28 protein-coding genes are annotated in these 25,517 nt (G+C 73.1%); 4 read left to right on the top strand and 24 right to left on the bottom strand.

The window, feature by feature from the left end; translation table 11 throughout:
* Positions 1-32: 32 nt before the first annotated feature.
* From OG767_RS08180 to proS, 12 genes are all read right to left on the bottom strand, one after another.
* The gene (locus tag OG767_RS08180; protein WP_007075222.1) at positions 33-356 is read right to left on the bottom strand and encodes a DUF2469 domain-containing protein; all 324 of its coding nucleotides are present in this window, start codon (positions 354-356) and stop codon (positions 33-35) included.
* A complete protein-coding gene (locus OG767_RS08175) occupies positions 353-1,201 on the bottom strand; it encodes a ribonuclease HII (protein ID WP_405092858.1) in 849 nt (282 codons plus the stop codon). Before OG767_RS08175 ends, OG767_RS08180 begins: the two co-directional genes overlap by 4 nt.
* The gene (locus tag OG767_RS08170) at positions 1,195-1,662 is read right to left on the bottom strand and encodes an NUDIX hydrolase (protein WP_405092857.1); all 468 of its coding nucleotides are present in this window, start codon (positions 1,660-1,662) and stop codon (positions 1,195-1,197) included. Before OG767_RS08170 ends, OG767_RS08175 begins: the two co-directional genes overlap by 7 nt.
* A gap of 46 nt (positions 1,663-1,708) precedes the next feature.
* Positions 1,709-2,341, bottom strand: a complete 633-nt coding sequence (gene lepB / locus OG767_RS08165; protein ID WP_405092856.1) for a signal peptidase I — start codon at positions 2,339-2,341, stop codon at positions 1,709-1,711.
* Complete coding sequence (gene lepB / locus OG767_RS08160) at positions 2,338-3,219, bottom strand: signal peptidase I (RefSeq protein WP_405092855.1); 882 nt, start codon at positions 3,217-3,219, stop codon at positions 2,338-2,340. The genes lepB (OG767_RS08165) and lepB (OG767_RS08160) overlap by 4 nt, the downstream gene beginning before the upstream one ends.
* Positions 3,220-3,390: 171 nt before the next feature.
* The gene (rplS, locus tag OG767_RS08155; RefSeq protein WP_091064199.1) at positions 3,391-3,750 is read right to left on the bottom strand and encodes a 50S ribosomal protein L19; all 360 of its coding nucleotides are present in this window, start codon (positions 3,748-3,750) and stop codon (positions 3,391-3,393) included.
* A gap of 143 nt (positions 3,751-3,893) precedes the next feature.
* On the bottom strand, positions 3,894-4,682 hold the full coding sequence (trmD, locus tag OG767_RS08150) for a tRNA (guanosine(37)-N1)-methyltransferase TrmD (RefSeq protein ID WP_405092854.1): 789 nt from the start codon (positions 4,680-4,682) through the stop codon (positions 3,894-3,896).
* 13 nt (positions 4,683-4,695) lie between these two features.
* Positions 4,696-5,235 (bottom strand): ribosome maturation factor RimM, encoded by a 540-nt coding sequence (gene rimM / locus OG767_RS08145; protein ID WP_405092853.1) that lies wholly within the window; start codon positions 5,233-5,235, stop codon positions 4,696-4,698.
* On the bottom strand, positions 5,235-5,468 hold the full coding sequence (locus tag OG767_RS08140; protein ID WP_013732101.1) for an RNA-binding protein: 234 nt from the start codon (positions 5,466-5,468) through the stop codon (positions 5,235-5,237). The genes rimM and OG767_RS08140 overlap by 1 nt, the downstream gene beginning before the upstream one ends.
* A gap of 1 nt (position 5,469) precedes the next feature.
* Positions 5,470-5,946: a 30S ribosomal protein S16 gene (rpsP, locus tag OG767_RS08135; protein WP_107155951.1), complete on the bottom strand. Its 477-nt coding sequence runs from the start codon at positions 5,944-5,946 to the stop codon at positions 5,470-5,472.
* Positions 5,947-6,187: 241 nt separating this feature from the next.
* Positions 6,188-6,835 carry a DUF402 domain-containing protein gene (locus OG767_RS08130; protein WP_405092852.1) on the bottom strand — a complete coding sequence of 216 codons (648 nt, stop codon included), beginning with the start codon at positions 6,833-6,835 and terminating at the stop codon, positions 6,188-6,190.
* Positions 6,836-6,911: 76 nt separating this feature from the next.
* Entirely contained in the window at positions 6,912-8,318 is a 1,407-nt protein-coding gene (proS, locus tag OG767_RS08125; protein ID WP_405092851.1) for a proline--tRNA ligase, read from the bottom strand.
* Between the two features lie 92 nt (positions 8,319-8,410).
* Between proS and OG767_RS08120 the strand changes: the two genes are divergently transcribed.
* Positions 8,411-8,986: a TetR family transcriptional regulator gene (locus OG767_RS08120; RefSeq protein WP_405092850.1), complete on the top strand. Its 576-nt coding sequence runs from the start codon at positions 8,411-8,413 to the stop codon at positions 8,984-8,986.
* A 195-nt stretch (positions 8,987-9,181) separates the two neighbouring features.
* On the opposite strand, the gene OG767_RS08115 is transcribed toward OG767_RS08120, so the two are convergent.
* The 12 genes from OG767_RS08115 to ftsY all read right to left on the bottom strand — a co-directional run bounded on the left by OG767_RS08115 (position 9,182) and on the right by ftsY (position 22,613).
* The gene (locus tag OG767_RS08115) at positions 9,182-10,261 is read right to left on the bottom strand and encodes an amidohydrolase family protein (protein WP_405092849.1); all 1,080 of its coding nucleotides are present in this window, start codon (positions 10,259-10,261) and stop codon (positions 9,182-9,184) included.
* Between the two features lie 20 nt (positions 10,262-10,281).
* Positions 10,282-10,863, bottom strand: coding sequence for a Uma2 family endonuclease (locus OG767_RS08110; protein WP_405092848.1), 582 nt, complete (start codon positions 10,861-10,863; stop codon positions 10,282-10,284).
* 69 nt (positions 10,864-10,932) lie between these two features.
* Positions 10,933-12,489 carry a signal recognition particle protein gene (ffh, locus tag OG767_RS08105; RefSeq protein ID WP_405092847.1) on the bottom strand — a complete coding sequence of 519 codons (1,557 nt, stop codon included), beginning with the start codon at positions 12,487-12,489 and terminating at the stop codon, positions 10,933-10,935.
* 203 nt (positions 12,490-12,692) lie between these two features.
* Positions 12,693-13,349: a response regulator transcription factor gene (locus OG767_RS08100; protein WP_107156095.1), complete on the bottom strand. Its 657-nt coding sequence runs from the start codon at positions 13,347-13,349 to the stop codon at positions 12,693-12,695.
* Complete coding sequence (locus OG767_RS08095; protein ID WP_405092846.1) at positions 13,346-14,473, bottom strand: sensor histidine kinase; 1,128 nt, start codon at positions 14,471-14,473, stop codon at positions 13,346-13,348. The genes OG767_RS08100 and OG767_RS08095 overlap by 4 nt, the downstream gene beginning before the upstream one ends.
* 18 nt (positions 14,474-14,491) lie before the next feature.
* Complete coding sequence (locus OG767_RS08090) at positions 14,492-15,313, bottom strand: ABC transporter permease (RefSeq protein ID WP_405092845.1); 822 nt, start codon at positions 15,311-15,313, stop codon at positions 14,492-14,494.
* A complete protein-coding gene (locus OG767_RS08085) occupies positions 15,303-16,205 on the bottom strand; it encodes an ABC transporter ATP-binding protein (protein WP_405092844.1) in 903 nt (300 codons plus the stop codon). The genes OG767_RS08090 and OG767_RS08085 overlap by 11 nt, the downstream gene beginning before the upstream one ends.
* Before the next feature lie 134 nt (positions 16,206-16,339).
* Entirely contained in the window at positions 16,340-18,604 is a 2,265-nt protein-coding gene (locus OG767_RS08080; RefSeq protein ID WP_405092843.1) for a [protein-PII] uridylyltransferase, read from the bottom strand.
* A gap of 17 nt (positions 18,605-18,621) precedes the next feature.
* A complete protein-coding gene (locus OG767_RS08075) occupies positions 18,622-18,960 on the bottom strand; it encodes a P-II family nitrogen regulator (protein ID WP_013284578.1) in 339 nt (112 codons plus the stop codon).
* 25 nt (positions 18,961-18,985) lie between these two features.
* Positions 18,986-20,395: an ammonium transporter gene (locus OG767_RS08070; protein WP_405092842.1), complete on the bottom strand. Its 1,410-nt coding sequence runs from the start codon at positions 20,393-20,395 to the stop codon at positions 18,986-18,988.
* Positions 20,396-20,559: 164 nt separating this feature from the next.
* On the bottom strand, positions 20,560-21,423 hold the full coding sequence (locus OG767_RS08065; RefSeq protein WP_199199603.1) for an aminoglycoside phosphotransferase family protein: 864 nt from the start codon (positions 21,421-21,423) through the stop codon (positions 20,560-20,562).
* 8 nt (positions 21,424-21,431) lie between these two features.
* The gene (gene ftsY / locus OG767_RS08060) at positions 21,432-22,613 is read right to left on the bottom strand and encodes a signal recognition particle-docking protein FtsY (protein ID WP_405092841.1); all 1,182 of its coding nucleotides are present in this window, start codon (positions 22,611-22,613) and stop codon (positions 21,432-21,434) included.
* A 146-nt stretch (positions 22,614-22,759) separates the two neighbouring features.
* Between ftsY and OG767_RS08055 the strand changes: the two genes are divergently transcribed.
* The 3 genes from OG767_RS08055 to OG767_RS08045 all read left to right on the top strand — a co-directional run bounded on the left by OG767_RS08055 (position 22,760) and on the right by OG767_RS08045 (position 25,515).
* On the top strand, positions 22,760-24,472 hold the full coding sequence (locus OG767_RS08055; protein WP_405092840.1) for an alkaline phosphatase D family protein: 1,713 nt from the start codon (positions 22,760-22,762) through the stop codon (positions 24,470-24,472).
* 13 nt (positions 24,473-24,485) lie between these two features.
* The gene (locus OG767_RS08050) at positions 24,486-24,911 is read left to right on the top strand and encodes a MarR family winged helix-turn-helix transcriptional regulator (protein WP_107156104.1); all 426 of its coding nucleotides are present in this window, start codon (positions 24,486-24,488) and stop codon (positions 24,909-24,911) included.
* A 67-nt stretch (positions 24,912-24,978) separates the two neighbouring features.
* Positions 24,979-25,515 (top strand): DinB family protein, encoded by a 537-nt coding sequence (locus OG767_RS08045; protein ID WP_405092839.1) that lies wholly within the window; start codon positions 24,979-24,981, stop codon positions 25,513-25,515.
* The last annotated feature ends 2 nt before the right edge of the window (positions 25,516-25,517 follow it).

The raw sequence follows: 25,517 nt of genomic DNA, 5'->3' as shown, positions 1-25,517 counted from the left end.
CGGCCGGCGGCGGGCGGTTCGGCCCGCCCGGCTCAGCCGCCGAAGCCCGAATCCGCGGGGAGCGAGATGTCGGGCTTTTCGAGCTCTTCCACATTGACGTCCTTGAACGTCATTACTCGGACGTTCTTGACGAAACGGGCAGGACGGTACATGTCCCACACCCAGGCGTCGTGCATCTCGACCTCGAAGTAGACCTCACCGTCGGAGTTGCGGACGTGCAGGTCCACCTGATTCGCCAGGTAGAAACGGCGCTCGGTCTCCACCACGTAGGAGAACTGACGGACAATGTCGCGGTACTCCCGGTAGAGCTGCAGCTCCATCTCGGTCTCGTACTTCTCGAGATCTTCCGCGCTCATCGCACTCCGCCTTCCATGACCACATCTTCCCCCACCGACACCGGAGGTCGAGGCTGCTCGCCCAACGCCACGCCGACGGTACCCCCTGGCGGGCCGGAGTGCTCCATCGGCTCGTCCCGACCCCCGGCCCCACGACCGGTGAGCGGCGCCGTCGGCTCCCCGCCGGCCGGGCGGCGGGCCCGCGGCGGCCGGCCGTCCCGCCCGGAGACGGCCGCCACGTTCACGTACGAGAACCGGTGTTCCCGGCAGGGCCCCCGCTCCCGCAACGCCGCGCTGTGCTCCGCGGTGATGTAGCCCTTGTGCTCGGCGAAACCGTAGCCCGGGAAGCGCCCGTCCAGCTCCACCATGATGCGGTCCCGGGTGACCTTGGCGAGCACGCTCGCCGCCGCGACGCAGGCCGCCACCCGGTCGCCCTTCCAGACCGCCAGCCCGGGCACGTCGAGCCCGTCCACCCCGAAGCCGTCGGTCAGCACGTAGTCCGGCCGGGTGTCGAGCGAGGCGAGCGCGCGGCGCATCGCGGCCAGGTTGCACACGTGCAGCCCGCGCGCGTCGACCTCCTCGGCCGGGATGATCACCACGGCGTACGCCAGGGCCCGGGCCACCACCTCGTGGTAGACCCGCTCGCGGGCCGCCGGGGTGAGCAGCTTCGAGTCGGCCAGCTCGTCGATCTCGCCGCGTCGCCCATCGGGCAGCACCGCGGCGGCGGCCACCAGCGGCCCGGCACAGGCGCCCCGGCCGGCCTCGTCGGCGCCCGCCACGTGCCGGAAGCCGCGCCGTTGCAGCGCCCGCTCCAACGCGTAGAGGCCGCCGTCGCGGCGCACCACGGTGCGCGGCGGGGTCAGCACGTGCCACCCCCGGTCAGCACCCGGCCGAGCCGGTCGGGCAGGTCCGGCGGGTAGTAGCGCTCGGTGGTGGCGGCCAGCTCGGTCACCACCCACCAGCGGTGCCCGTGCACGCTGGCCCGCTCGATCTCGTCGAAGCCGGCGGTGTCGACCTCCCACCCGGGCACCCGGGCGAGAAAGAACTCCTGCTCCTGGCGGTACCAGACGCCGTCGAACGGGAACTCGACGGTCTCCGACCAGACCGGCGCGCCCAGCTCGGCCGGCGTCAGCCGGAGGCCGGTCTCCTCGGCCAGCTCCCGCGCCGCGCCCTGCGCCGGGGTCTCCCCCGGGTCGAGCCCGCCGCCGGGGGTGAACCAGTAGCGGTGCCCCGGCCGGCCCGGATCGCTGCCCTCGAACAGCAGCACCCGGCCGGCGGCGTCGATCAGCAGCACCCGGGCCGCGCGACGAGGGGTGTAGACGGTCACCGCACCAGCCTGCCAGACGCCTCCGACGAACGACCACGCGCTCCGGTCAGGGATTGGGGATGCCGTCGAACTGCTTGGGCACGGTGAGCCAGGTGGCCCGGCCGACCGGCCAGAAGATGGTGAAGGCCCGGCCGACGACCTCGCCCTCCGGGATGGTGGCCTCGGTGATGTCCTCACCGGACTGCTGCCAGTGCTCCAGCGAGTCGCCGGAGGCCTCCCGGTGGTCGCCCATCACCCACAGCCGCCCCTTCGGCACGGTGATGTCGAAGTCCTGGTCGGCGGGCTTGTTGCCGGGGAAGACGAACGGCTCGTCGATCGGTTTGCCGTTGATGACCAGCCGCTCCTGGCCACCGGTGCGGTCGCAGCAGACCACGTGGTCGCCCCCGACGCCGATCACCCGCTTGATGAAGTCCTCACCGTCGGGGTTGCCGCTCCACTCGGTGGGTGCCTTGAAGACGATCACCTCACCGCGGTGCGGCGAGCGGAAGTCGTAGACCAGCTTGTTGACCAGCACCCGATCGTCGATCGCGAGGGTGTTCTCCATGGACGGGGACGGGATGAAGAAGGTCTGCAGCACGAAGGCACGAACCAGCACTGCGACCAGGATCGCCACACCCAGGAGGATGGGCAGTTCCTTCCAGAAGGAGCTGCGCGGCTTTTCGGTCTGCTCGTCAATCACGGGAGGAGCCTACGTCCACCGGTGCGGCGCAGTCGCCCCGAACCCGGGAGAACGGCCAGCGTGGCCGCGACGGGAAGAATCAGGACGACACCCCCCAGCGGGTCGGGATCGACCGGGACCGGGCGGGCCGGCGCGGCGTCCGCGCGGGGCAGGTCCGCGAACGTCTTGGGTACGGGCAGGCTGGTCCACCGCTCGGACGGCCAGACGATCATGAAGGCCCGGCCGACCACGTTGTCGATCGGCACCGGCCCCTGGCAGCGGGCGTCCTGCGACACCAGCCGGTGGTCGCCCATCACGAAGATCTGCCCCGGCGGCACCACCACCTCGGTGAACTGCCGGGAGCGGCACTCCTTCGGGTTGGGCGGCAGGTCGACCGGGGAGTCCTCGGAGACGTACGCCTGCTCCTCCAGCGGCGTGCCGTTGACCACGACGCGGCCGTCGTCACAGCACCAGACCTTGTCGCCGGGCACCCCGATGACGCGCTTGATGAAGTCCTTCTCGCCGGGGCGGCTGACCCCGACCAGGTCGCCGAGCGTGCGGCCGACCTTGCCGGCGAGGTTGGTCGGCGGGGCCGGCGCCTCCTGGGCGACCCAGCGGTCGGTGCCCCGGAACACCACGACCTCGCCGCGGACCGGGTCGCGCATGTCGTAGACGACCTTGTTGACCAGCACCCGGTCGCCGATGAGCAGCGTGTTCTCCATCGACCCGGACGGGATGAAGAAGGCCTGGAGCAGGAACGTGCGGATCAGCACCGCGAGGCAGAACGCCACGACGAGCAGCAGCGGCAACTCCTGCCAGAGGGGCATCTGCCGTCGGGAACGGCGGGACCGCCGGCGCCAGGGGTCAACGGTGCCGTCCTCGTCAAGCATCTGCACCATGCCACTCTCCGGATCGCCGCGAAAACGACACTACCGCCCGGGAGTCTCCTCGAAGACCCCACGGGCGGCAGTGGACCGCTTCGCGCCGTCCGGCTGCGCCCGTACCGACCAGGGTAATGCGATCCGGTCGATACGACATCCGCGCAGCTTGGACGGCGTGGCGGAAGTGGATCAGTTCGCCGGCTGCTTCTCCCGCAGCTCCTTGATCTTGGCCTTCTTGCCGCGCAGCTCGCGCAGGTAGTAGAGCTTGGCGCGCCGCACGTCACCGCGGGTCACGATCTCGATCCGGTCGATGCCCGGGCTGTTCAGCGGGTAGGTCCGCTCCACGCCGACACCGAAGCTGATCTTGCGGACCGAGAAGGTCTCGCGCAGGCCGTCGCCCTGGCGACGGATGACCACGCCCTGGAAGATCTGGACCCGGGACCGGCTGCCCTCGACGACCCGCGCGTGCACCTTGACGGTGTCACCGGCACGGAAGTCGGGCAGGTCGGCGCGCTTCGACTGGGCGTCAAGGGCGTCCAGGATGTTCATCGCTGCGTCCTCGTGAGGCTCACGGCGCATCGTCAGTCGATGCGCGAACGGGTGATTCTGACCCCCGGGTGGTGACCGGCGATGCCGGCCCCGGTCGAGGGTCCTCGCAGCCGCCCACGGCGTGAACGGATGCGGCAACCCCTCTACTTTGCCACATGCCCCGGCGGGGACTGAAACCCACCCCGGTCCAGCACCGCCCGATCCCGCTGGTCCAGGCTCTCCGGGGGCAGCGCGCCGACCAGGTCGGGGCGACGGGCCGCGGTACGCCGCAGCGCCTCGTCGCGCCGCCAGCGCGCGATCCGGGCATGGTCGCCGGACCTAAGCACCTCGGGCACGTCGAGGTCACGCCAGGTCGCCGGCTTCGTGAAGAGCGGCGCCTCCAGCAACCCGTGCGCGTGCGACTCCTCGTCCAGCGAGCCGGCGTTGCCGAGCACCCCCGGCAGCAGCCGGGTGACCGCCTCCAGGATGACCAGCACGGCGACCTCGCCGCCGAACAGCACGTAGTCGCCGAGCGAGACCTCGGTCACCGGCATCCGGGTCGCCGCGTGGTCGAGCACCCGTTGGTCGATGCCCTCGTACCGCCCACAGGCGAAGAGCAGGTGCGACTCGGTGGCCAGCTCGTGCGCCATCGCCTGGGTGAACGGGACGCCGGCCGGCGACGGGACGAGCAGCCGGGGCAGCGTGTGGCCGTCCGGGCTCAGCTCGTCGGGGGCCAGCGCGTCCAGCGCCTCACCCCACGGCTCCGGCCGCATCACCATGCCGGGACCGCCGCCGTAGGGCGTGTCGTCCACCGTGCGGTGCACGTCGTGGGTCCAGGTCCGCAGATCGTGTACGGCCAGCCGCAGCAGCCCGTTCGCCCGGGCCTTGCCGATCAACGAGAGGTCCAGCGGGGCGAAGTACTCCGGGAAGATCGACACGATGTCGACGCGCATGCGGTGGCTCCAGCTAGAGGTCGAGCAAACCGCCGGGCAGGTCGACGACGACGCGACCGCCGGCGAGATCCACCTCGGGCACGATCGCCTTGACGAACGGAACGAGCACGGGACTCCCCGCCGGACGCCGCACCACCAACAGGTCGGAGGCGGGGGCATGGTCGACGCGGTCCACCTCGCCGAGCCGCTCCCCGTCCCGGGTGACCACGGCGAGCCCGACCAACTGGTGGTCGTGGAACTCCTCCGGGTCGTCCGGCTCGGCGACGTCGGCGCTGTCCACGCCGACAAGCGTGTTGCGCAACGCCTCGGCGACGTCGCGACCCACCACGCCGGCGAACACGACCAGCAGGCGACCCTGGTGCCAGCGCGCCGACTCCACGGTCAGCGTCGGCGGCACCCGCCAGGCGCCGGGCTCGGCCGGCACCACCCCCGGCTCGGTGACCAGCACCGAACCGGGGGCGAAGCGTGCTTCGGGCTCATCGGTCCGCACCTCCACGGTGACCTCACCACGGATGCCGTGCGGTTTGCCGATCCGGCCGACGACGAGAAGCATCAGTACGAGTCGACGATGTCGACGCGTACTCCACGTCCGCCGATGGAGCCGATCACCTGGCGCAGCGCCTTGGCGGTCCGTCCGGACCGCCCGATCACCGTGCCGAGATCCTCCGGGTGCACGCGGACCTCGAGCCGCTTGCCCCGACGGGAATCGACCATCCGCACCCGGACGTCGTCCGGGTGGTCGACGATCCCCTTGACCAGGTGCTCCAGGGCGGGACGCAGCGCCATGTCAGGCCTGCTCGCCGGACTCGGCGCCGGTCTGCGCCTCGGCCTTCGGCTCCTCCGCCTTCGGCGCCTCGGCCTCGGGCTTCGCGGCCTCCGTCTTGGCGGCCTTCTTGGCCGGCTTGGCCGGGGTGTCCGCCACACCGGCGGCAGCCTTCGCCTCGGCCTCGTACGCCGCCTTGCGGTCGGCCCGCTCCGGGGCGACCTTCAGCGGCGGCGGGGCCGGCAGGCCCTTGAACTTCTGCCAGTCACCGGTCAGCTCCAGCAGACGCTGCACGGCCTCGCTCGGCTGAGCGCCGACGGACAGCCAGTACTGGACCCGCTCCGACCGGACCTCGATCACCGAAGGGTCCTCCTTCGGCTGGTACACACCGACGAACTCGATCGCGCGACCGTCACGCTTGGTGCGCGAGTCGGCGACGACGATGCGGTACTGCGGGTTGCGGATCTTGCCCATCCGCAGGAGCCGGATCTTTACGGCCACAGTTGTTTCGCTCCTGTTGCGATCTCACCGGCCCGTCTGGGCGGTGTGGCGGGTGAGCGCCGACCGGCACAGTGGGGTTTGGGCCGGAGACTGCTCGGTGAACTGGCGACGCGCCCGGGTTAGAGGGCGCCGGACGCGTGCCGGATACCAGCGGACCATTCTGCCAGATCCGACCCGGAACGCTCGCACCGGACCCGGACCGCGCGCCCCGGACCGGCCGGTCCGTGACGAAGGACACCTTTCAGCGCGCCGGTGGGCGGTCCCAACCGGGCGGCAGCTCGTCCGGAACGTCCCACTCTGCGGGCGGCGTGAAGTCGCACCACGTCCCGTCGAACGGGAACGCGCCCGACTCGGCGATCCGGATCACCCGTTCCCCCTCGGCGCGCACCGCCTTCTCGTCGGTCACCCAGTAGTGCTCCGGGAAGGCGAGCCGCTCAGCGAACTCGTCCTCGTCCTTCCACTCCCAGGTCAGATCCGGGTGGATCACCACGTCGAGGTCCTGGTCCACCATGTCGACCCCGGCCACCGCGCCGTCGTCCCAGCGGACGCCGGGCTCCTCCAGGTTCACGTACCAGTTCTTGAACCGGCCCCGCTCGTCGGAGAACCACCACACCGAGTGGGCGGCGCCGGCGGGCAGGAACTTGAGCACCGACGGCCCGTTCCAGGTGCCGACCGCCAGGGCGTACGAGGAGACGATCCACTCGGCGAACGGCACCGCGCGCATGCCCGACCCGGCCGCGGTCACCTCGTGCGCCACCGGCGCGTCGCGGGGCACCCAGAGCAGCAGCCCGCGCTCGTCGTCGGAGACGACGCGGGCCGTCCGGACCCACCCGATCCGCCCGTGCCGCACGTTGCGGTGCAGGACCAGCCGCCCTGGCGCGAATCGCACGCTCACCCTCCCCGAGTGGTTGACAGGGGCCCCCTCCTCTACCGGAGGCGTTAACAGGGGGCCCGTCCTTACACCCTCAGTAGGCGCGGGCGAGGATGGCGACCAGGTCGGGCTCGTCCTCGTTGTCCGGCACCGAGCCGTCGGCGCGGAGCAGGCAGCGGACGGTGACGCCCTGCGCGTTCGCCTCGGCCTCACCGGGCACGCCCACCGCCGACCAGGGCACCATGGCCCAACCGGTGGCGGACGCCTCGATCGCCTCGGCCAGCGTCGACACCTCGACGGTGCGGGACCTGCGGAACTCCAGCGCCTGGTCGTGCAGCGCCCGCTGGTCGGCCTCCAGCGCGGCCAGCACCGCGCCGACCACGTCGGCCACCGGCGTGGGAGCCTTCGAGCCGTCGGTACGCCGGACCACCACCGCGTTGCCGACGGCCAGGTCGCGCGGGCCGACCTCGACGCGGACCGGGTAACCGCGCAGCTCGGCGTCGACGGCACGGCGGCCGAACGCGGTGTCGGTGCGGTCGTCCAGCGCCACCCGGACACCGGCGTCGCGCAGCGCGTCGCGCAGCTTGGTCGCGGCCTCGCTCACGCCCTCGCCGTCCTTGACGACCATCACGTACGCCTGGACCGGCGCCAGCTTCGGCGGCACCCGCAGCCCGTTGTCGTCGCCGTGCGCCATGATCAGCCCGCCGAGCATCCGGGTCGAGGTGCCCCAGGAGGTCGTCCAGGCGTGCTCCCGGCCGCCCTCGGCCGACGAGTAGCTGATGTCGAACGCCTTGGCGAAGTTCTGCCCCAGCTCGTGGCTGGTGCCGAGCTGGAGCGCCTTACCGTCGCCCATCATGCCCTCGCACGTGTACGTGGCGGTGGCCCCGGCGAAGCGCTCCCGGGCGGTCTTCAGGCCGACCACCACCGGGATGCCCAGCACGTTGACCATCAGATCCTCGTACGCCTCGTGCAGGATCCGCCGCGCGTAGGCGCGGGCGTCCTCCCGCGTGGCGTGCGCGGTGTGCCCCTCCTGCCAGAGGAACTCGCTGGTGCGCAGGAAGATCCGCGGGCGCAGCTCCCACCGGACCACGTTCGCCCACTGGTTGAGCAGCAGCGGCAGGTCCCGGTACGAGTCGATCCACTTGGCCATGAACTCGCCGATGACCGTCTCGCTGGTGGGGCGCACCACCACCGGCTCGGCGAGCTGCTTGCCGCCGCCGTGGGTGACCACCGCCAGCTCCGGCGAGAAGCCCTCGACGTGCTCGGCCTCGCGCTTGAGGTAGCTCTCCGGGATGAACAGCGGGAAGTACGCGTTCTCCGCGCCGGCCGCCTTGATCCGGGCGTCCATCTCGGCCTGCATCCGCTCCCAGATGGCGTAGCCGGCCGGTCGGATGACCATGGTGCCCCGAACCGGGCCGTTGTCGGCCAGCTTCGCCTTGGCGATCAGGTCCTGGTACCAGCGGGGAAAGTCCTCCGCACGGGGAGTGAGCACGCGTGCCATGACCGCACATCCTATGCGCCGCGTGGGCCGCCGCTGCGCCGGGGAGCCGGCCCGCGCCGTGTCGCCCCGACGACCCGTAGACTTCGACGGCGATGGGTGAGGCACGGGACGCGATCGTGGAGGCCGCCCGGGCGCAGACCGTGGCCTGCGGCTGGGACGGCGTACGGATGGGCGCGGTCGCGCGCGCCGCCGGCGTCAGCCGGCAGACGGTCTACAACGAGTTCGGCACCAAGGCCGGCCTGGCCGAGGCGCTGGCCCGACGCGAGGTGGACCGCTTCGTCGGCGACGTCCGGGCCGCGCTCGGCGAGCACGGCGCCGACGTGCGCGCGGCCGCGTACGCGGCGATCCGCCGCACGCTCGCCGCCGCCGCCGACAACCCGCTGGTCAAGGCGATCCTGACCAGTGCCCGGGGCGGCTCGGACGAGCTGCTGCCCTACCTGACCACCCGCTCCGAGCTGGTGCTCACCGAGTCGACCGCGGCGCTGCTGGAGTGGGCCGGGTGCCACCTGCCCGACGCCGACCCGGCGGCCCTGGCGTTCGCGGCGGACAGCGTGGTGCGCCTGGTGGTGAGCCACATCGTGCTGCCCCGGGCCCCGGTCGACGAGACCGCCGGCAAGCTGGCCGACCTGGCCGTCCACCTCTTCCTGGCCGCCGCCCCACCGCGCTGACCCACCCCACCCCACCCCAACCCCCACCCCCACCCACCCCCGCGCCACGCCACCCCACCCCCACCCCCGCGCCGGGCCCTAATTCACGGAAAGCGTGGCCATTCGACGTGGAATAAGCACTCTTTCCGTGAAACAGCAGTCACGCCGACGGAGGGGCGGGCGGGCGCGCGGGCGGGCGCGCCGGCGGATGCGGCGTCAGCGGATCACGCGGCCGCGCAGCACGATCCGGCTGGGTGTCCGGACGACCCGCAGGTCGCGGCGCGGGTCCGCGGCGTAGACCACCAGGTCGGCGAGGCCGCCCTCGACCAGGCCGGGGAAGCCGAGCCACTCCCGGGCCCGCCAGGAGGCGGCGGCCAGCACGTCCTCGGCGGGCATGCCGGCCTGCTCGTGCAGCAGCAGCATCTCCTCGGCCGCGAGCCCGTGGTCGATGCCGCCGCCGGCGTCGGTGCCCACGTAGATCGGCACGCCGGCCTCGTGCGCGGCGCGGACCACGTCGGGGAAGCGGTCGCGCAGGGCGAGCATGTGGTCGGCGTACCCGGGGAACTTGGTTCGGGCCTGCTCCGCGATGTGGCCGAACGTCCGAATGTTGATCATCGTGGGCACCAGCGCGGTGCCCTGCCGGGCCATCAGGTCGATCAGGTCGAGGCTCAGCCCGGTGCCGTGCTCCACCGAGTCCACCCCGGCCCGCACCATGATCTCCACGGCCGACTCGGAGAACGTGTGCACCGCGGCGCGTACCCCGGCGGCGTGCGCGGCGGCGACCGCCGCGGTCATCGTGTCGGCGTCCCAGGCCGGCGCCAGGTCGCCCACGCCCCGGTCGATCCAGTCACCGACCAGCTTCACCCAGCCGTTGCCGGCGGCGGCCTGCGCGGTCACGGTCGCGGCCACCTCGGCGGCGTCGACCTCCACGCCGATGTCGCGCAGGTACCGCTTCGGCGGCGCGACGTGCCGGCCGGCGCGGGCCAGGCGCGGCAGTTCCGGCTCGTCCTCCAACTCCGGGTACGGGTACGGCGAGCCGGCGTCGCGGATCGCCAGCACGCCGGCGTCCCGGTCGATCCGGGCCAGTTCGCGGGCCTGGTCGAGCCCGGTGATCGGCGCGCCGCCCCGGGCGATGCCGAGGTGGCAGTGCGCGTCGGTCAGGCCGGGAAGCACGAAGCCGCCGTCGGCCACTGTCTCGGCGCCCGGCACCGGTTCGAAGGTGACCCGGTCGCCGACCAGCCAGACGTCCCGGACCTCGTCGTCGGGGAGGAACACACCGCGCACGTGCAGAGCCATGCGCACAGTCCTACCCGATCTCAGTCGTCCTCGCCGGCCAGCAGGCCGTTGCGTCGTGCGGTCAACGCCGGCAGGTCGACCGAGACCTTCCAGGGCCGCTCGGTGACGAACAGGTCCTCGGCGTGGGTCGACTGCTCGTACTCGCGGGCAGCGCCACCCAGCGTGTACTCGGTGAGCGCGATCCGCTCGTGCTGCGGGTCCACCACCCAGTAGGAGCCGACTCCGGCGCGGGCGTAGACCCTCGCCTTGTCGTAGAGGTCGCGGAAGTGCGACGTCGGCGGGACCACCTCCACCGCGAGCAACGCGTCCTCGACCGGCACCGGTGACCGGCCGGCGTGCTTGCGCCGGATGACCACCACGTCGGGTCGCGGCTCGTTGCGCCGGTCGACCTGCATCGAGAGGTCGATGGTGACGAGGAACTCGGGAGGGCAGTTGACGCGGAGTGCGAGCAGCAGCTCGACACACAGCTCCTGGTGTACGGCAGTGGGGGACGGCACGATCAACCTTCCGTTGATCAGTTCGTACGGAAGGTCCTTGGGCAGGTCGCCCAGGTCGTCGACCGTCCACTCGTGCCGCTCCGGCAGGATCGGGGCCGCGGTCATTGACATCTCCTTCCAGGGGGCAACATGACCCTAGGAGATGATGGCGTCGCCCACCGTCACCGACACGCGTCAGCGCGGGCCCTTGTCCCCGCCCTTGCCGAGCTTGTTGAAGTCGATCTTCGGCAGCTTGAAGCCGGGCGGCAGGCCCTGTCCACCGGCCAGGTCGCCCGGGTCCAGGCCCGGCGGGAGCTGCGGCATGCCGCCGGGGAAGCCGCCCGGCATCCCGGCGCCGGTACGCGGCCGACCGCCGCCGCCCTTGGTGCCCTTGCGCTTGTTCTTCGGCGACTTGGTCGCCTTGCGCCGGCCGCCGCCGGGCAGCCCCATCATGCCGCCCATCTGCTTCATCATCTTCTGCGCGTCGGCGAAGCGGTTGAGCAGCTGGTTGACGTCCATCACGGTGACGCCGGAACCGCCTGCGATGCGGGCCCGGCGGGAACCGTTGATGATCTTCGGGTTGGTGCGCTCGCCCGGCGTCATCGACCGGATGATCGCGGTGACCCGGTCGAAGTGCTTGTCGTCCAGCTCGGCGATCTGGTCCTTCATCTGGCCCATGCCGGGCATCATGGCCAGCACGTTGGCGATCGGACCCATCCGCCGGACCGCGATGAGCTGATCGAGGAAGTCCTCCAGCGTGAAGGTCTCCCCGCCCATCAGCTTGGCGGTCATCTTCTCCTTCTGATCGGAGTCGAAGGCCGCCTCGGCCTGCTCGATCAGCGTGAGGACGTCGCCCATGCCGAGGATCCGGCTGGCCATCCGGTCGGGGTGGAAGACGTCGAAGTCCTCCAGCTTCTCGCCGGTGGAGGCGAACAGGATCGGCTGGCCGGTGACCTCCCGGACGGAGAGCGCGGCACCACCGCGGGCGTCACCGTCGAGCTTGGAGAGGACCACGCCGGTGATGCCGACGCCGTCGCGGAACGCCTCGGCGGTGCGGACCGCGTCCTGGCCGACCATGGCGTCGATGACGAAGATGACCTCGTCGGGCTGGACCGCGTCGCGGATGTCCGCGGCCTGCCGCATCATCTCGGCGTCGATGCCGAGCCGGCCGGCGGTGTCCACGATGACGATGTCGCGGGCGGCGCGGCGGGCGTGCTCGATCGAGTCGCGGGCCACCTGCACCGGGTCGCCGACGCCGTTGCCGGGCGCCGGGGCGTACACCTCGACGCCGGCCCGGCCGCCGAGCACCTGGAGCTGCCCGACGGCGTTCGGGCGCTGGAGGTCGGCGGCGACCAGCAGCGGCTGGTGGCCCTGGCCCTTGAGCCAGCGGGCCAGCTTGCCGGCGAGCGTGGTCTTGCCGGAGCCCTGGAGGCCGGCGAGCATGATCACGGTCGGCGGGTTCTTGGCGAACTGGAGCCGCCGTCCCTCGCCGCCGAGGACGTTGATCAGCTCCTCGTTGACGATCTTGACGATCTGCTGGGCCGGGTTGAGCGCCTGGGAGACCTCGGACCCACGGGCCCGCTCCTTGACGTTCGCGATGAAGCCCTTGACCACCGGCAGGGCGACGTCGGCCTCCAGCAGCGCCATCCGGATCTCGCGTGCGGTGGCGTCGATGTCGGCGTCGGTGAGCCGCCCCTTGCCGCGGAGCTTGGTGAAGATCCCGGACAGGCGGTCACTCAAGGTGTCAAACACGCGAACATCCCGTTTGTCGTCATCGGCGGGCACAGTGCGGCCGGGCCGGCTGTCCAGCCCACCGTTAGGGTAGCCCGCCGCCCACACCCCCGCTCCGACCCGGCCGGGCCGCCGAGTCGTTCCTGCTCTCAGCTCGACAGGCGCCGACCCGCAGAGGTCCGTCCGCCGCCCGGTCCCGACCGCACCGGCCGGGTCCGCGCGGGTCAGGAGACGACCAGGCCCGACTGGTACGCGAAGACCACCAGTTGCGCCCGGTCGCGGGCGCCGAGCTTCACCATCGCCCGGCTGACGTGGGTACGCGCCGTGGCCGGGCTGACCACCAGCCGGTCCGCGATCTCGGCGTTGCTCAGCCCCTCCCCGACCAGCCCCACCACCTCGCGTTCCCGGTCGGTGAGCGACCCGAGCCGGGGATGCGGACGCGGCACCCGGGCCGGCCGGGTGGCGAACTCCCGGACCACCCGCCGGGTCACCGACGGGGACAGCAGCGCCTCCCCGTCGGCGACCAGGCGGATCGCCCGCAGCAGGTCGACCGGGCGGGTGTCCTTGGTGAGGAAGCCGCTGGCGCCGTGCCGGAGCGCGTCGAAGACGTACTCGTCCAGCTCGAACGTGGTCAGCACCACCACCCGGGTGCCGGCCAGCGTCGGGTCGCCGACGATGCGCCGGGTGGCCTCGATGCCGTCGACGCCGGGCATCCGCACGTCCATCAGCACCACGTCGGGGCGTTCCCGGCGGGCCACCGTCACGGCGGCGAGCCCGTCGGCGGCCTCCCCCACGACCGTCAGGTCGTCCTCGCTCTCCACCAGGGCCCGCAGTCCGATCCGGACCAGGTCCTGGTCGTCGGCGAGCAGCACCCGGATCATGTGACCTCCCGCGTGGGCAGCGTGGCGTGCACCCGGAACCCGCCGGCCGGGGCCGCCCCGGCGCTGAACGTACCGCCGAGCGCGGTGACCCGTTCGCGCATGCCGGCCAGACCCGAGCCGGTGGGCCGGGCGGGCCGGGCGGAGGGGCCCCGACCGGTGTCGGTGACCTCCACGGTGACCTGGCCCGGCGCGTACCCGAGACGGACCGCGGCGGTGGCCGGCCCGGCGTGCCGCAACACGTTGGTCAGCGCCTCCTGCACCACCCGGTACGCGGCCAGGTCCACCGCCGCCGGCAGCGCGCGCGGCACGCCGGCCACCTCGACGGTGAGCGGCACGCCGGCGCCGGCCAGCCGGTCCCGCAGCTGCGGGAGCTGGCCCAGCCCAGGTGCCGGCGCGCGCTCGTCGACGGACTCCTCGCGACGGACCACGGTGAGCGTGACCCGCAGCTCGTCCAACGCCTCCTGGCTGGTCCGGCTGATCGCGGTCAGCGCCGCCTCGGCCTGCTCGGGCCTGCGGGCCAGCAGATGCAACGCGATCTCGGCCTGGAGGTGGATCGCGGCGAGCCCGTGGCCCACCACGTCGTGCACCTCCCGGGCCACCCGCAGCCGCTCCGCGTCGGCCAGCCGGCGGGCCTCGTCCGCCCGGCTCCGCGCCGCGCCCTCCCGGCTCAGTCGCACCGTGACGCCGACCGCGAACGGCACCGCCACCCAGGCCGCGACCGGCATCAGCCCGGCCGGGCCGGGCGGGCCGACGCCCACGAAGACGTAGACCATGAGCGCCGCCAGCGACACCGCGGCTATGACCGCCGCGTCCCGGACCGGCCGGTGCGCGGCGACCGCGTAGACCGCGACGAAGAACGACAGCAGAATCGGTCCGTACGGGTAGCCGAGCATCAGGTACGCCGTGGCCGCGACCGTTACCACGGCCAGGGTGGCCGACGGCCAGCGACGGCGTCCCGCCACGGCGAGCGCGGCCACCACGACCAGCGGATAGGCGCCAGAGCCGGCGTGCACGCCCTGGTTCAGCCCGGCGGGCGCGGTGCCGGCCAGCCCGATCGCCAGCAGGGCCAGGGCGAGCAGGCCGTCGAGCGGCCACCGGGCCCGATCCCGACGCTCGCGGTCCACGTCTGCCCCCGTCCCGGCTCAGCCGATGTCCCGCCGGCGCAGCAGCGCCGCGCCGACCGCCACGAAGCCCACCAGGTACGCGGCCACCACCACCGCCGCCTGTCCACCGCCGACGGTGGCGGCGACACCCGGGGTGTCCCCGGGCGCGCCCAGCGCGGCGGCCAACGCCCCGGCGTTCGGGCCCGGCAGCCCCTGCTGGGCGGTCGCCACCCAGTCGACGAGCGGGGCGGCGATGGCGGCGAGCAGGTTCTGCACGGCGAGCATCCACACCAGTCCCAAGCCGACCGGGAGCGCCACCGCACGCAACGCGACCGCGAGCACGGCACCGAGCATGGCCCACATCGTCGCGACGAGCCACCCCGCGCCGACGCCGACCACCAGATCACCGGCCGACGGCCAGCGCACCGGCTGCGCCTCGGCGGACGCGATCAGCGCGGCGGCCACCGCGCCGACCGCGAACACGGCCAGCACCACGCCCAGCGCGGCGACCGCGAGCGCGAGCAGCTTGCCCGCGTACACCTGGAGCCGGGTCGGGCCCTGGGTGAGCACGGTCTTCCAGGTGCCCCAGCCGTACTCGCCGCCGACCGTGAGCACGCCGAGGATCAGCAGGATCGCGCCGAGGAAGATCGGCAGGCCGCCGAGCGAGTTGCCGACCAGGTGATCGGGGAGCAGGGCGGGCAGCGCCCGGTCCGTGTTCGGGCCGTCGGCGCCGCCGGCCACCCCGGCGTACGGGAAGAGGTAGGTGAAGATCAGCGACAACGCCAGCGTGATGGCCAGCAGCAACCAGACGGCCGGCCGCCGGACCAGCTTGACCAGCTCGGCACGGAAACTACGCGACATCGGCGGTACCCCGTTCCACCAGGTCGAAGAAGATCTGCTCCAGGTCCCGCTCCCGGGGCCGCAGCTCGCGTACGGCGAGCCCGGCACCGACAAGCGCGGTGTTCAGCCAGGCGGCCCGCGCCGGCTCGACCGCCAGTTCCAGCCCGCCGTCGACGACGCGGACCCGGTCCGCGCCGACGAGTTCCCGGGCCCGCTCCGCCGCCGCGTCCAGCGGGTCGGCGAGCACCCGCAGCCCGGCCGCGCCGCGTAGTTCGTCGATGCTGCCCTCGGCGACCAGCGCGCCCCGGGCGATCACGCCCACCCGGTCGCAGATCTGCTCGACCTCGCCGAGCAGGTGACTGGAGACCAGCACGGTGTGTCCGGCCGCGCCGAGCCGCCGGATCAGCGTCCGCATGTCCGCCATGCCGGCCGGGTCGAGACCGTTCGTCGGCTCGTCCAGGATCAGCAGGCGCGGGTCCTTCAGCAGCGCGGCGGCCACCCCGAGGCGCTGCTTCATGCCCAGCGAGTAGCCGGTGTACCGGTCGCCGGCCCGGTCGGCGAGGTCGACCTGGTCGAGCACCGCCGCGACCCGGTCCGCGCCGACGCCGGCGTAGCGGGCCAGCACGCGCAGGTTGTCCCGGCCGGACAGGTACGGGTAGAACGCCGGCCCCTCGATCAGCGCGCCGACGCCGCTGAGCCGCCCGACGCCGGGGGTACGGCCGAACAGCCGCACCGTGCCGGCGCTGGGACGGACCAGGCCGAGCAGCATGCGCAGCGTGGTGGTCTTGCCGGCGCCGTTGGGGCCGAGGAAGCCGTACACCTCGCCGGGTCGGACGGTCAGGTCGAGATGCCGCACGGCGGTCAGGCCGCCGTACCGTTTGGTGAGCGCTTCGGTCTGCACGGGCGGGTTCATGCCGTTGAGCGTCCCGCCGGCGGCCCTGCGCCGCGTCGGCCCGGCGGCGGCTCCCGGCGTACGTCAGTGGGCGTAGCGCGAGGTGTTAAGCGGGGGCCCCGCCTCTACCGAAAACGTTAATAGGGGGCCCCTCCTTACACGGCGGCGAGGACGGCGGCCTCGACGACGGCTCGGTGCTCGTCCGGTAGGTCGGTGTCGACCAGGTAGAACGTGTCCACCACGTCGCCGCCGAGGGTGGCGATCCGGGCGGCGCGCACCTGGGCGCCGGCCTCGTCGAGCGCACAGGTGACCCGGTAGAGCAGGCCGGCCGCGTCCGCCGCGCGCAACTCCAGCAGCACCGCGTCGGTGGCCGCCTCCCGGTGCCAGACCACGCGGGGCGCGGCACCCCGGCTGCGGGCGGCGAGCGCCCGGCCGCGCAGCCGCTGGGTGACCGATACGTCGCCGGCCACCGCCCGGCGCAGGTCGGCGCTGAGCGCGATCGGGTCGGGGGCGAGCCCGTAGCGCGGCTGCACCCGGCACTCGACCAGGGCGCGACCGTCCACCGTGGCGGCGTCCGCGGAGATCACTTCCAGTCGGTGCAGGGCCAGGCACCCGGCCACCGTGGCGAGCAGCCCACGCCGGTCGGCCGCGGCCACCGACACCCGGTCCTCGCCCAGGTGTACGACCGGCAGCGGGCCGGCGACCAGCGCCGGGTCGGGGGCCGGCGGGGCGGGCACCTCGCCGGTGTCCAGCGTGGTGCGTACCCGGGCGACCAGGTCGGCGATCAGCCGGCCCTTCCAGCCGGACCAGGCGGCCGGGCCGGTGGCGGCGGCGTCCGCCCGGACCAGCGCGTGCAGCAGTTCCAGCGTGCCGGGGTCGCCGACCAGCCCGGCGACCCCGGCGATGGTCTTCGGGTCGGACAGGTCCCGCCGGGTGGCCACCTCGGGCAGCAGCAGGTGCAGCCGGACCAGCGTGCCGATCAGCGCCGCCTCGGCCGGGGGCAGCCCGATCCGGGTGGCCACCGCCTCGGCCAGCGGCGCCCCGACCGTCGAATGATCTCCAGGCAGTCCCTTGCCGATGTCGTGCAGGAACGCGCCGAGCAGCAGCAGGTCGGGGCGCTCGACCTCGCGGGTGTGCCGGCTGGCCTCGTACGCGGTCTGCACCAGGTGCCGGTCGAGCGTGAACCGGTGCACCGGGTTGTGCTGGGGCAGGCTGCGCATCCGGGTCCACTCGGGCAGCCAGCCGTCGATCAGCCCGTACCGGTCGCAGGTCTCCCAGGCGGGCACCAGGCCGGGGCCGGCGCCGAGCAGGGTGATCAGCGCGGCGCGGGCGGCCGGCGGCCAGGGCGCGGGCAGCGGCGGGCAGTACGCGGCCAGCCACTCGCAGGTGGCGCGCGCGATGGGCAGCCGGGTGGTGGCCGCCGCGGCGGCCACCCGCAGCGACAGGCAGGGGTCGGGGCGGGCCCCGATCGCGGTCCGGGCGAGCACCAGTTCGCCGTCCTGCTCGACGACGTCCCGGGCGACCGGGCGGCGCACCGGCCGGCCCGAGGCGGCGCGCTGCCGGCCGGAACGGAGTCGGTCGGCGGCCCGCCAGGCGTCGTCGAGGGCGTGGCGGACGGTCCGCGCGTCGCCGGCGGTCAGGCGCAGCAGCGCGTCGCCCCCGTCGACGCCGAGGAGCTTCGCCACGCCGTCGCGTTCCTGCGCGACCAGGCGGTCGACCCGGCGGCCGACCTGCTGGTGCAGGGCGTCGCGGGTGTCCAGCAGCCGCCGGTGCGCGGCGTGCACGGCGGGGCGGAGCGCGTCGGTGACGCCGGCGGTGGCGATGGCCCGCAGGATGCCGACGTCGCGCAGCCCACCGGCGGCCTCCTTGAGGTCGCCTTCGAGCAGGAAGGCCAGCTCGCCGTGGGCCTCCCAGCGGGCGGCGGTGATCTCGCGCAGCCCGGGGAGCTGCCGGATGGCGGTGCGCCGCCAGTGGTCGGTGGCGGTGCGGGCGAGCTGCTCGGTCAGGGCCGGGTCGCCGGCCACGTGGCGCGCGTCGAGCAGGCCGAGGGCGACCTTGACGTCGTCCTGGGCCACCGAGAGCGCCTCGGCGACGGTGCGTACGGAGTGGTCGAGCCGCAGGCCGGCGTCCCAGATGGGGTACCAGAGCGCGGCGGCCAGCTCGTCGACGCCGGGCACCCCGGCGTGCAGCAGCACCAGGTCGAGGTCGCCGTAGGGGGCGCACTGGCGGCGGCCGAGCCCGCCCACGGCGACCAGCGCGACGCCGGGCCGGGCCGGGAAGATCCGGCGCAGCCAGGCGTCGAGCGCGTCGGCGCGGGCGGCGCGGGCCGCCGCGCCGACGCCCCCGGGCAGGCCGGTGACCTCGTTGACCACGGGTACGCCGTCCCCGCCCGGGGCGGTGGCCGTGGTCAACGAGGTCACGTCGGCGGATTCCGTGGTCAGAGCGCGTCGAGCCCGCGCTCGCCGGTACGCACCCGGACGACCTCCTCGACACCGGTCACCCAGACCTTGCCGTCGCCGATCTTGCCGGTCCGGGCGGCGCCGACGATGGCGTCCACGATCTTGTCGACGTCCATCTCGTCGGTGAGCACCTCGACCCGGATCTTGGGCAGGAACTCGACCGTGTACTCCGCACCCCGGTAGACCTCGGTGTGCCCCTTCTGCCGGCCGTAGCCCTGGACCTCGCTGACGGTCAGCCCGGCCACGCCGAGGGCGTGCAGGGCCTCCTTCACCGCGTCCAGCTGGTACGGCTTGATGACCGCGGTCACCAGCTTCATGTCCAATCCCTCCATCCCAGGAACGTTAACCGGCGACCTTCTCGCCGACCGGCGCGGCGGACGGGTCCGCCTCGTCGGTGGGCTCCGGGCTCGGCTTGCCGCCACCGATCCCGGCCAGGGCGAACGCGCTGGTGCTGCTGCCCGTGGTGGGCGACAGGTCGTACGCGCTCTCCGCGTGCTCGGCGACGTCGATGCCGTCGACCTCGGCCTCGGCCGACACCCGGAAGCCGATCGTCTTCTGAATGGCGAAGGCGAGCAGCCAGGCCACCCCGCCCGACCAGACGGTGACGATCAGACCGGCCAGCGCCTGCCGGCCGAGCTGGGTGATGCCGCCGCCGTAGAACAGGCCGTCGGAGGCGCCGACCACGTCGCCGATCGCGCTGTTGACGGAGTTGGTGGCGAAGAACCCGAGCCAGAGCGAGCCGATCCAGCCGCCGACGAAGTGCACGCCGACCACGTCGAGCGAGTCGTCGTAGCCGAGCTTGTACTTCAGGCTGATGGCGAGCGCGCAGACCGCACCGGCGACGAGCCCGAGCAGGACCGCCGCCCAGGGGGCGATGAAACCGCAGGCCGGGGTGATCGCGACCAGGCCGGCGACCGCGCCGGAGGACGCGCCGACCATGGTCGGACGGCCGTCCTTGATCCGCTCGATCAGCAGCCAGCCGAGCACCGCCGCGGCGGTGGCGAGCTGGGTGTTGAGGAACGCCAGGCCGGCCACCGAGTCGACGGTCAGCTCGGAGCCGGCGTTGAAGCCGAACCAGCCGAACCAGAGCAGACCGGCGCCGAGCGCGACGAGCGGGATGTTGTGCGGCTTCATGCCCTCGCGAGGCCAGCCGACCCGCTTGCCGAGCACCAGCGCCACGCCGAGCGCCGCCGCACCGGCGTTGATGTGCACCGCGGTGCCGCCGGCGAAGTCCAGCGCGTGCAGCTTGGCGCCGATGATGCCGCCGCCCCACACCCAGTGCGCGACCGGGAAGTAGACCAGGGTGGCCCAGCCGAACGCGAAGAGCAGCCAGCCGGAGAACTTGGCCCGGTCGGAGATGGCGCCGCTGATCAGCGCGACGGTGATCACCGCGAAGACCATCTGGAACGCCATGAACACGTAGAGCGGGATGCCGATGCCGCTGGGGTTCTCCGCCGTGGCGCCCCAGAGGTCGGTCTCGGCGAGGAACGTCTTGGTGCCGAGGTAGGCGCCCGGGTCACCCCAGAGCCCGTTGACGTCGCTGCCGAACGCGACGCTGAAACCGTAGAACCACCACAGAACAGAGATGAGCCCGATGGCCGAGAAGCTCATCATCATCATGTTGAGCACGCCCTTGGACCTGTTGAGGCCGCCGTAGAACAGCGCCAGGCCGGGGGTCATGAGCAGCACGAGAGCGGTCGAAACCAGCAGCCAAACGGTGTTGCCGCCGTCGATCGTCGGTGCTTCAGGCACGCTGGCCTCCTAAAGGTGAACTTCCTCCTTCGCGGCTTCCGGGGCAGCGTCGCCCGTACGCCGGTTGCGCGGAAGCTTGGTCGGCCGCTGTTTCCTGTACCGACACCGCTCGATTTCCGACGCGTGACGGGTTGTTTCCGGCGTGTGAAGAACGCCGATCTTGCTCAGCGCAGCGCGTACTCCAGGTGGTGCCGCTCGTAGTCGAGCAGGCGCAGGTCCCGCATCGGGCGGCGGAGATGGCCCTTGTGCACGATCCGGACGAACGCCGGCTCACCGGCGGCGGCCATCCGCCGGATGCCCTCGACGTGGTCGACGATGCGCTTGCGGATGGTCCGGATGAGCCGGTGCCGGTCGCGGGGGATCAGCCCGTACGCGTCGGCGAACAGCCGCAGCCGGCGTGGCCGGTCGGGGCGCTTCCAGCCGAGCGTGATGGAGTCCCGGTCGGCGAAGATCGGCACCCAGGTCCAGGCCGCGTACGCCACGTCGTAGATGCGGGCGCCGGGCGAGGCGAGGTCGAAGTCGATCAGCCCGAGCGTGCCGTCGGGACGCCAGATCACGTTGTGCGGCGCGGCGTCGTGGTGGCAGATGACCTCGGTGTCCGGCGGGGGCGGGCCGAACGAGCGCCAGACCGCGCCGGGCGGCGGGGTGAAACCGTACTGGGCGTCGTGGAACATCCGCAGCATGGTGGCCACCGTGACCAGCGCCTCGTCGGTCACCCAGTGCGGGGCCAGCGGGTACTCCCCGCACTCCCCCTCCAGGTACGACAGCACCTCCCGGTTGCGCTCGTCCATGCCGAGCGCGCGCGGCGCGCCGGTGAAGCCGACGTATTCCAGGTGGCGCAGCAGCGCGTGCACCGAGGGGGTCCAGGGGCCGGCGTTGCGCCGGACCGTGTCGCCCACGCGGACCACGGTGCTCACGTTCCCGCCGTGCAGCGGGATCTCCTGCGAAGTCACGTACGGTCTCCCGAGGCGCGGCGCGGGGTGGTGGGGGTCGCGCCACCCGGGGTAGGCGCGATCGTCGGTGCTCACGGCAGGGGTTACGCGTCCCGGCCGAGCGGCTCGGTGCCGAGCAGCGCGTCGACGAACTGCGCCGGGTCGAACGGGGCCAGGTCGTCCTTGCCCTCGCCGAGCCCGACCAGCTTGACCGGGATGCCGAGCTTGCGTTGCACGGCGATCACGATGCCGCCCTTGGCCGTCCCGTCGAGCTTGGTCAGCACCACGCCGGTGACGTTGACCGCCTCGGTGAAGACCCGGGCCTGCTCCAGGCCGTTCTGGCCGGTGGTGGCGTCCAGGATCAGCAGCGTCTCGTCGATCGGGCCGTGTTTCTCCACCACCCGCTTGACCTTGCCCAGCTCGTCCATCAGGCCGATCTTGTTCTGGAGCCGGCCGGCGGTGTCGATGAGCACCGTGTCGACGCCCGTCTCGATGCCGCGCCGGACCGCGTCGAACGCGACGCTGGCCGGGTCGGCGGCCTCCGGGCCGCGGACCGTCTCCGCGCCGACCCGGCCGCCCCAGGTCTCCAGCTGGTCGGCGGCGGCGGCCCGGAACGTGTCGGCCGCGCCGAGCAGCACGGTACGGCCGTCCGCGACCAGCACCCGGGCGATCTTGCCGCAGGTGGTGGTCTTGCCGGCGCCGTTCACGCCGACCACCAGCACCACCGCCGGCACGCCGTCGGTGGGGGTGGTCCGCAGCGACCGGTCCAGGCCGGGGTCGAGCGCGTTGACCAGTTCGGTGGCGAGCAGCGTGCGCAGCTCGTCGCCGGTGCGGGTGCCGAGCACCCGGGTGCGCTCCCGCAGCCGGTCGACGATCTCCCGGGTGGAGTCCACGCCGACGTCGGCGGTGATCAGGCTGTCCTCGATCTCCTCCCAGGTGTCCTCGTCGAGCCGGTCGCGGCTGAGCAGGCCGAGCAGGCCCTTGCCGAACGCGTTCTGCGAGCGGGACAGCCGGGAGCGCAGCCGGACCAGCCGGCCGGCGGTGGGCTCGGGAACCTCGATCGGGGGCGCCTCGACCGGCGGCGCCTCGACCACCACGCCGGTGGTCAGTTCCGCCTCGGGCGCCTCCACCGGCGGGCCGGCCAGGTCCTCCTCGGTGCGGGTGTCGACCTCCGTGCGCGGCAGCGGCGGCTCGGGGCGCCGGCGCAGCCGGGGCACCACGAGGCTCAGGCCGCCGATGATGAGCACGCCGAGCAGGGCGAGAGCGACGAGGAGGTATTCCTTCATGCCGAAATCCTGTCAGATGCCGGCGACGGCGTCCCACTCACCGCCTCGGCACGCGAACAACCTGCGGGTACGCTCGCGATCGGAAGGCGTACCGCAACCGCCGGCCGGGTAGGAACGCCCATACGATCTTGTCGGAGGTAGACGCCGTGCCCGGTTCCCGCCTGCTCATCGGCCCACTGCTGCGTCGGGTCGTCGACACGCGGGCGACGGTCTGGGTGGAGACCAGCGCGCCCGCCGTGGTCACCGTCCGCACGGCCGACGGCGCCACCGGCAGCGCGCCCACCTTCTCCGCGTACGACCACCACTACGCGATCGTGGTGGTGACCGGCCTCACGCCGGACAGCGCCACCGAATACCAGGTGCTGATCGACGACGAGGCGGCCTGGCCACTGCCGGACAGCGCGTTCCCGCCCAGCGTGATCCGCACCCGGGCGGCCGACGACGCCGACCAGCCGGTGCGCCTGGTGTTCGGCTCCTGCCGGGAGACCACCCAGCACTCCACCGCGCGCAAGCTGCCGCCGGACGCGCTCGACGCGTACGCCCGGCGGGTGATGGCCGCGCCCGAGGAGAACACGCTGCCCGACCTGCTGGTGCTGCTCGGTGACCAGGTCTACGCGGACGAGACCTCACCGACCGTGCGCAAGCTGCTCAAGCGGCGTCGGCGGCGGCCGAAGGACGCCCCGGCGACGCAGGTGGTCAGCTTCGACGAGTACACGAAGCTGTATCTGGAGTCCTGGCGGGATCCGGAGATCCGCTGGCTGCTCTCCACCGTGCCGAGCGTGATGATCTTCGACGACCACGAGGTCATCGACGACTGGAACACCTCGCAGTCCTGGCGGGCGGACATGCGGGAGCAGCCGTGGTGGGCCGAGCGGATCCGCAGCGGCCTCGCCTCCTACTGGGTCTACCAGCACCTGGGCAACCTGAGCCCGGACGAGATCGCCGCCGACCCGGTGTACGCGAAGGTGGTGGCCGCCGAGGACGCCACGAGCGTGCTGCACGAGTTCGGCGCGCGGGTGGACACCGAGGCCGACCTGGCGCACGACACCGAGCGCTGGCGGGCCGTGCAGTACCAGTGGAGTTACGCCCTGGACCTGGGGCGCACCCGCCTGGTGATGCTGGACAACCGCTCCAGCCGGGTGCTGCTGCCGGGCAGCCGGGCGATGCTGCCGCCGGGCGAGTGGTCGTGGTTCCTGGACCAGGCGCACGGCGCCTACGACCACCTGGTGGTGGGCACCTCGCTGCCGTGGCTGCTGCCGCCGGGCATCCACCACGTGGAGGCGTGGAACGAGCGCCTGGCCGACTCCGACCGGCAGTGGGTGGCGCGGCTGGCCGAGCAGATGCGCCGGGCCTGGGACCTGGAGCACTGGGCGGCGTTCCGGCGTTCGTTCGAGGCGCTCGGCGAGCTGTTCGCCCGGCTGGGCAGCGGCGCCGCGGCGCGCACCGGCGCCCGGGTGGGTGCCGGTCCGGCGTACCCGCGGCCGGCGTCGATCAGCGTGCTCTCCGGCGACGTGCACCACTCGTACGTGGCCCGGGCCCGGTTCGCCGACCGTGGCGTGCGGACGCCGGTGCACCAGCTCACCTGCTCGCCGATCCACAACCAGGTGCCGGCCGCGATGCGCCCGCTGATGACGCTGGGCTGGAACCCGGGTCCGGCCGGGGCGACCCGGGCGCTGGCCCGGTCGGCCGGGGTGCGCCGGCCGCCGGTGCGGTGGCGCAAGCTCGCCGGGCCGTACTTCGGCAACGCGGTGGCCACGCTCACCCACCGGGGCCGGTCGGCCGCCGTGGTGATCGAGGGCACCACCAGTGCGGGCGAGTTGCGGCCGGTGGCGCGCCAGCAGCTCAGCGACGAGGGATGAGTACCCTCTGACCGTGGACGAGACGCTGCGGGCCGTGGAACACGAGTTGACCGCGCTGCTGCGCCGCGGCCGGGCGCTGTCCTGGGAGATCGCCCGCGAGGTCCACCCGAACCTGGAGCCGAACGCCTACGGGTTGCTGCTCTGGCTGCGCCGCTCCGGTCAGATCCGGCTCACCGACCTGGCGGTGAAGCTGGGCATCGGCAAGGGCACGCTGAGCCGGCAGATCGGCGGCCTGGAGACGCTGGGCCTGGTGCGTCGCGACCCGGACCCGACCGACCGGCGGGCCGCCCAGCTCAGCCTCACCGAGGAGGGCACCCGGCGGTTCGACGCGGCGCGGGCGGCCCGGCTCGGGCAGATCCGGCGGTCGCTGGAGAGCTGGCCGGCCGAGGACGTGGCCGCGTTCGCCCGCCTGATGCACCGGTTCAACGAGACGTTCTGACCCGGTAAGGAGGGGCCCCCTTTTAACGCCTCGCGTTGTACCCGGGCCCCCTCTTAACATCGCCGGGATGACAACCTGGACCGCACCCGAGATCGACCGCCGCCACGAGCCCTTCGTCGCCGACGAACGCGCCATGCTCCAGGGCTGGCTGGACAACCACCGCGACACCCTGCGCCTCAAGTGCGCCGGGCTGACCGCCGAGCAACTGCGCACCCGCAGCGTCGAGCCCTCCGGGCTGACCCTGCTCGGCCTGGTCCGGCACATGGCCGACGTGGAGCGCTGGTGGTTCCGGGTCCGCGCCGCCGGCCTGGAACTGCCCGACATGTACGACTACGACAAGGACCCGGACGCCGACCTCAACGACATCGCCGACGCCGACCCGGCCGAGGCGCTCGCCACGTTGGCCGCCGAGATCGAGGCGGCCGACCGGGCGGTGGCCGACCTGCCGCTGGAGCACACCTTCTCGCACCGCCGCCGCGACGGCGACGGGTTCAACGAGATCAGCCTCCGCTGGGTCTACGTGCACATGATCGAGGAGTACGCCCGGCACAACGGCCACGCCGACCTGATCCGGGAACGCATCGACGGCGTCACCGGGAGCTGATC

This window comes from Micromonospora sp. NBC_01392 (assembly GCF_045040125.1).
Taxonomy (GTDB): Bacteria; Actinomycetota; Actinomycetes; order Mycobacteriales; family Micromonosporaceae; genus Micromonospora.
Note: the sequence above shows the minus strand (reverse complement) of the source record. Positions and strands in the feature narration are given on the sequence as shown.

Excerpts from the sequence above, each read along its gene's own strand:
- OG767_RS08180 (WP_007075222.1), bottom strand. The coding sequence starts at position 356 with ATGAGCGCGGAAGATCTCGAGAAGTACGAGACCGAGATGGAGCTGCAG.
- lepB (WP_405092855.1), bottom strand. The coding sequence starts at position 3,219 with ATGGTGCAGATGCTTGACGAGGACGGCACCGTTGACCCCTGGCGCCGG.
- rplS (WP_091064199.1), bottom strand. The coding sequence starts at position 3,750 with ATGAACATCCTGGACGCCCTTGACGCCCAGTCGAAGCGCGCCGACCTG.
- trmD (WP_405092854.1), bottom strand. The coding sequence starts at position 4,682 with ATGCGCGTCGACATCGTGTCGATCTTCCCGGAGTACTTCGCCCCGCTG.
- rimM (WP_405092853.1), bottom strand. The coding sequence starts at position 5,235 with ATGCTTCTCGTCGTCGGCCGGATCGGCAAACCGCACGGCATCCGTGGT.
- OG767_RS08140 (WP_013732101.1), bottom strand. The coding sequence starts at position 5,468 with ATGGCGCTGCGTCCCGCCCTGGAGCACCTGGTCAAGGGGATCGTCGAC.
- proS (WP_405092851.1), bottom strand. The coding sequence starts at position 8,318 with ATGGCACGCGTGCTCACTCCCCGTGCGGAGGACTTTCCCCGCTGGTAC.
- OG767_RS08120 (WP_405092850.1), top strand. The coding sequence starts at position 8,411 with ATGGGTGAGGCACGGGACGCGATCGTGGAGGCCGCCCGGGCGCAGACC.
- OG767_RS08115 (WP_405092849.1), bottom strand. The coding sequence starts at position 10,261 with ATGGCTCTGCACGTGCGCGGTGTGTTCCTCCCCGACGACGAGGTCCGG.
- OG767_RS08110 (WP_405092848.1), bottom strand. The coding sequence starts at position 10,863 with ATGACCGCGGCCCCGATCCTGCCGGAGCGGCACGAGTGGACGGTCGAC.
- OG767_RS08100 (WP_107156095.1), bottom strand. The coding sequence starts at position 13,349 with ATGATCCGGGTGCTGCTCGCCGACGACCAGGACCTGGTCCGGATCGGA.
- OG767_RS08090 (WP_405092845.1), bottom strand. The coding sequence starts at position 15,313 with ATGTCGCGTAGTTTCCGTGCCGAGCTGGTCAAGCTGGTCCGGCGGCCG.
- OG767_RS08085 (WP_405092844.1), bottom strand. The coding sequence starts at position 16,205 with ATGAACCCGCCCGTGCAGACCGAAGCGCTCACCAAACGGTACGGCGGC.
- OG767_RS08075 (WP_013284578.1), bottom strand. The coding sequence starts at position 18,960 with ATGAAGCTGGTGACCGCGGTCATCAAGCCGTACCAGCTGGACGCGGTG.
- ftsY (WP_405092841.1), bottom strand. The coding sequence starts at position 22,613 with ATGAAGGAATACCTCCTCGTCGCTCTCGCCCTGCTCGGCGTGCTCATC.
- OG767_RS08045 (WP_405092839.1), top strand. The coding sequence starts at position 24,979 with ATGACAACCTGGACCGCACCCGAGATCGACCGCCGCCACGAGCCCTTC.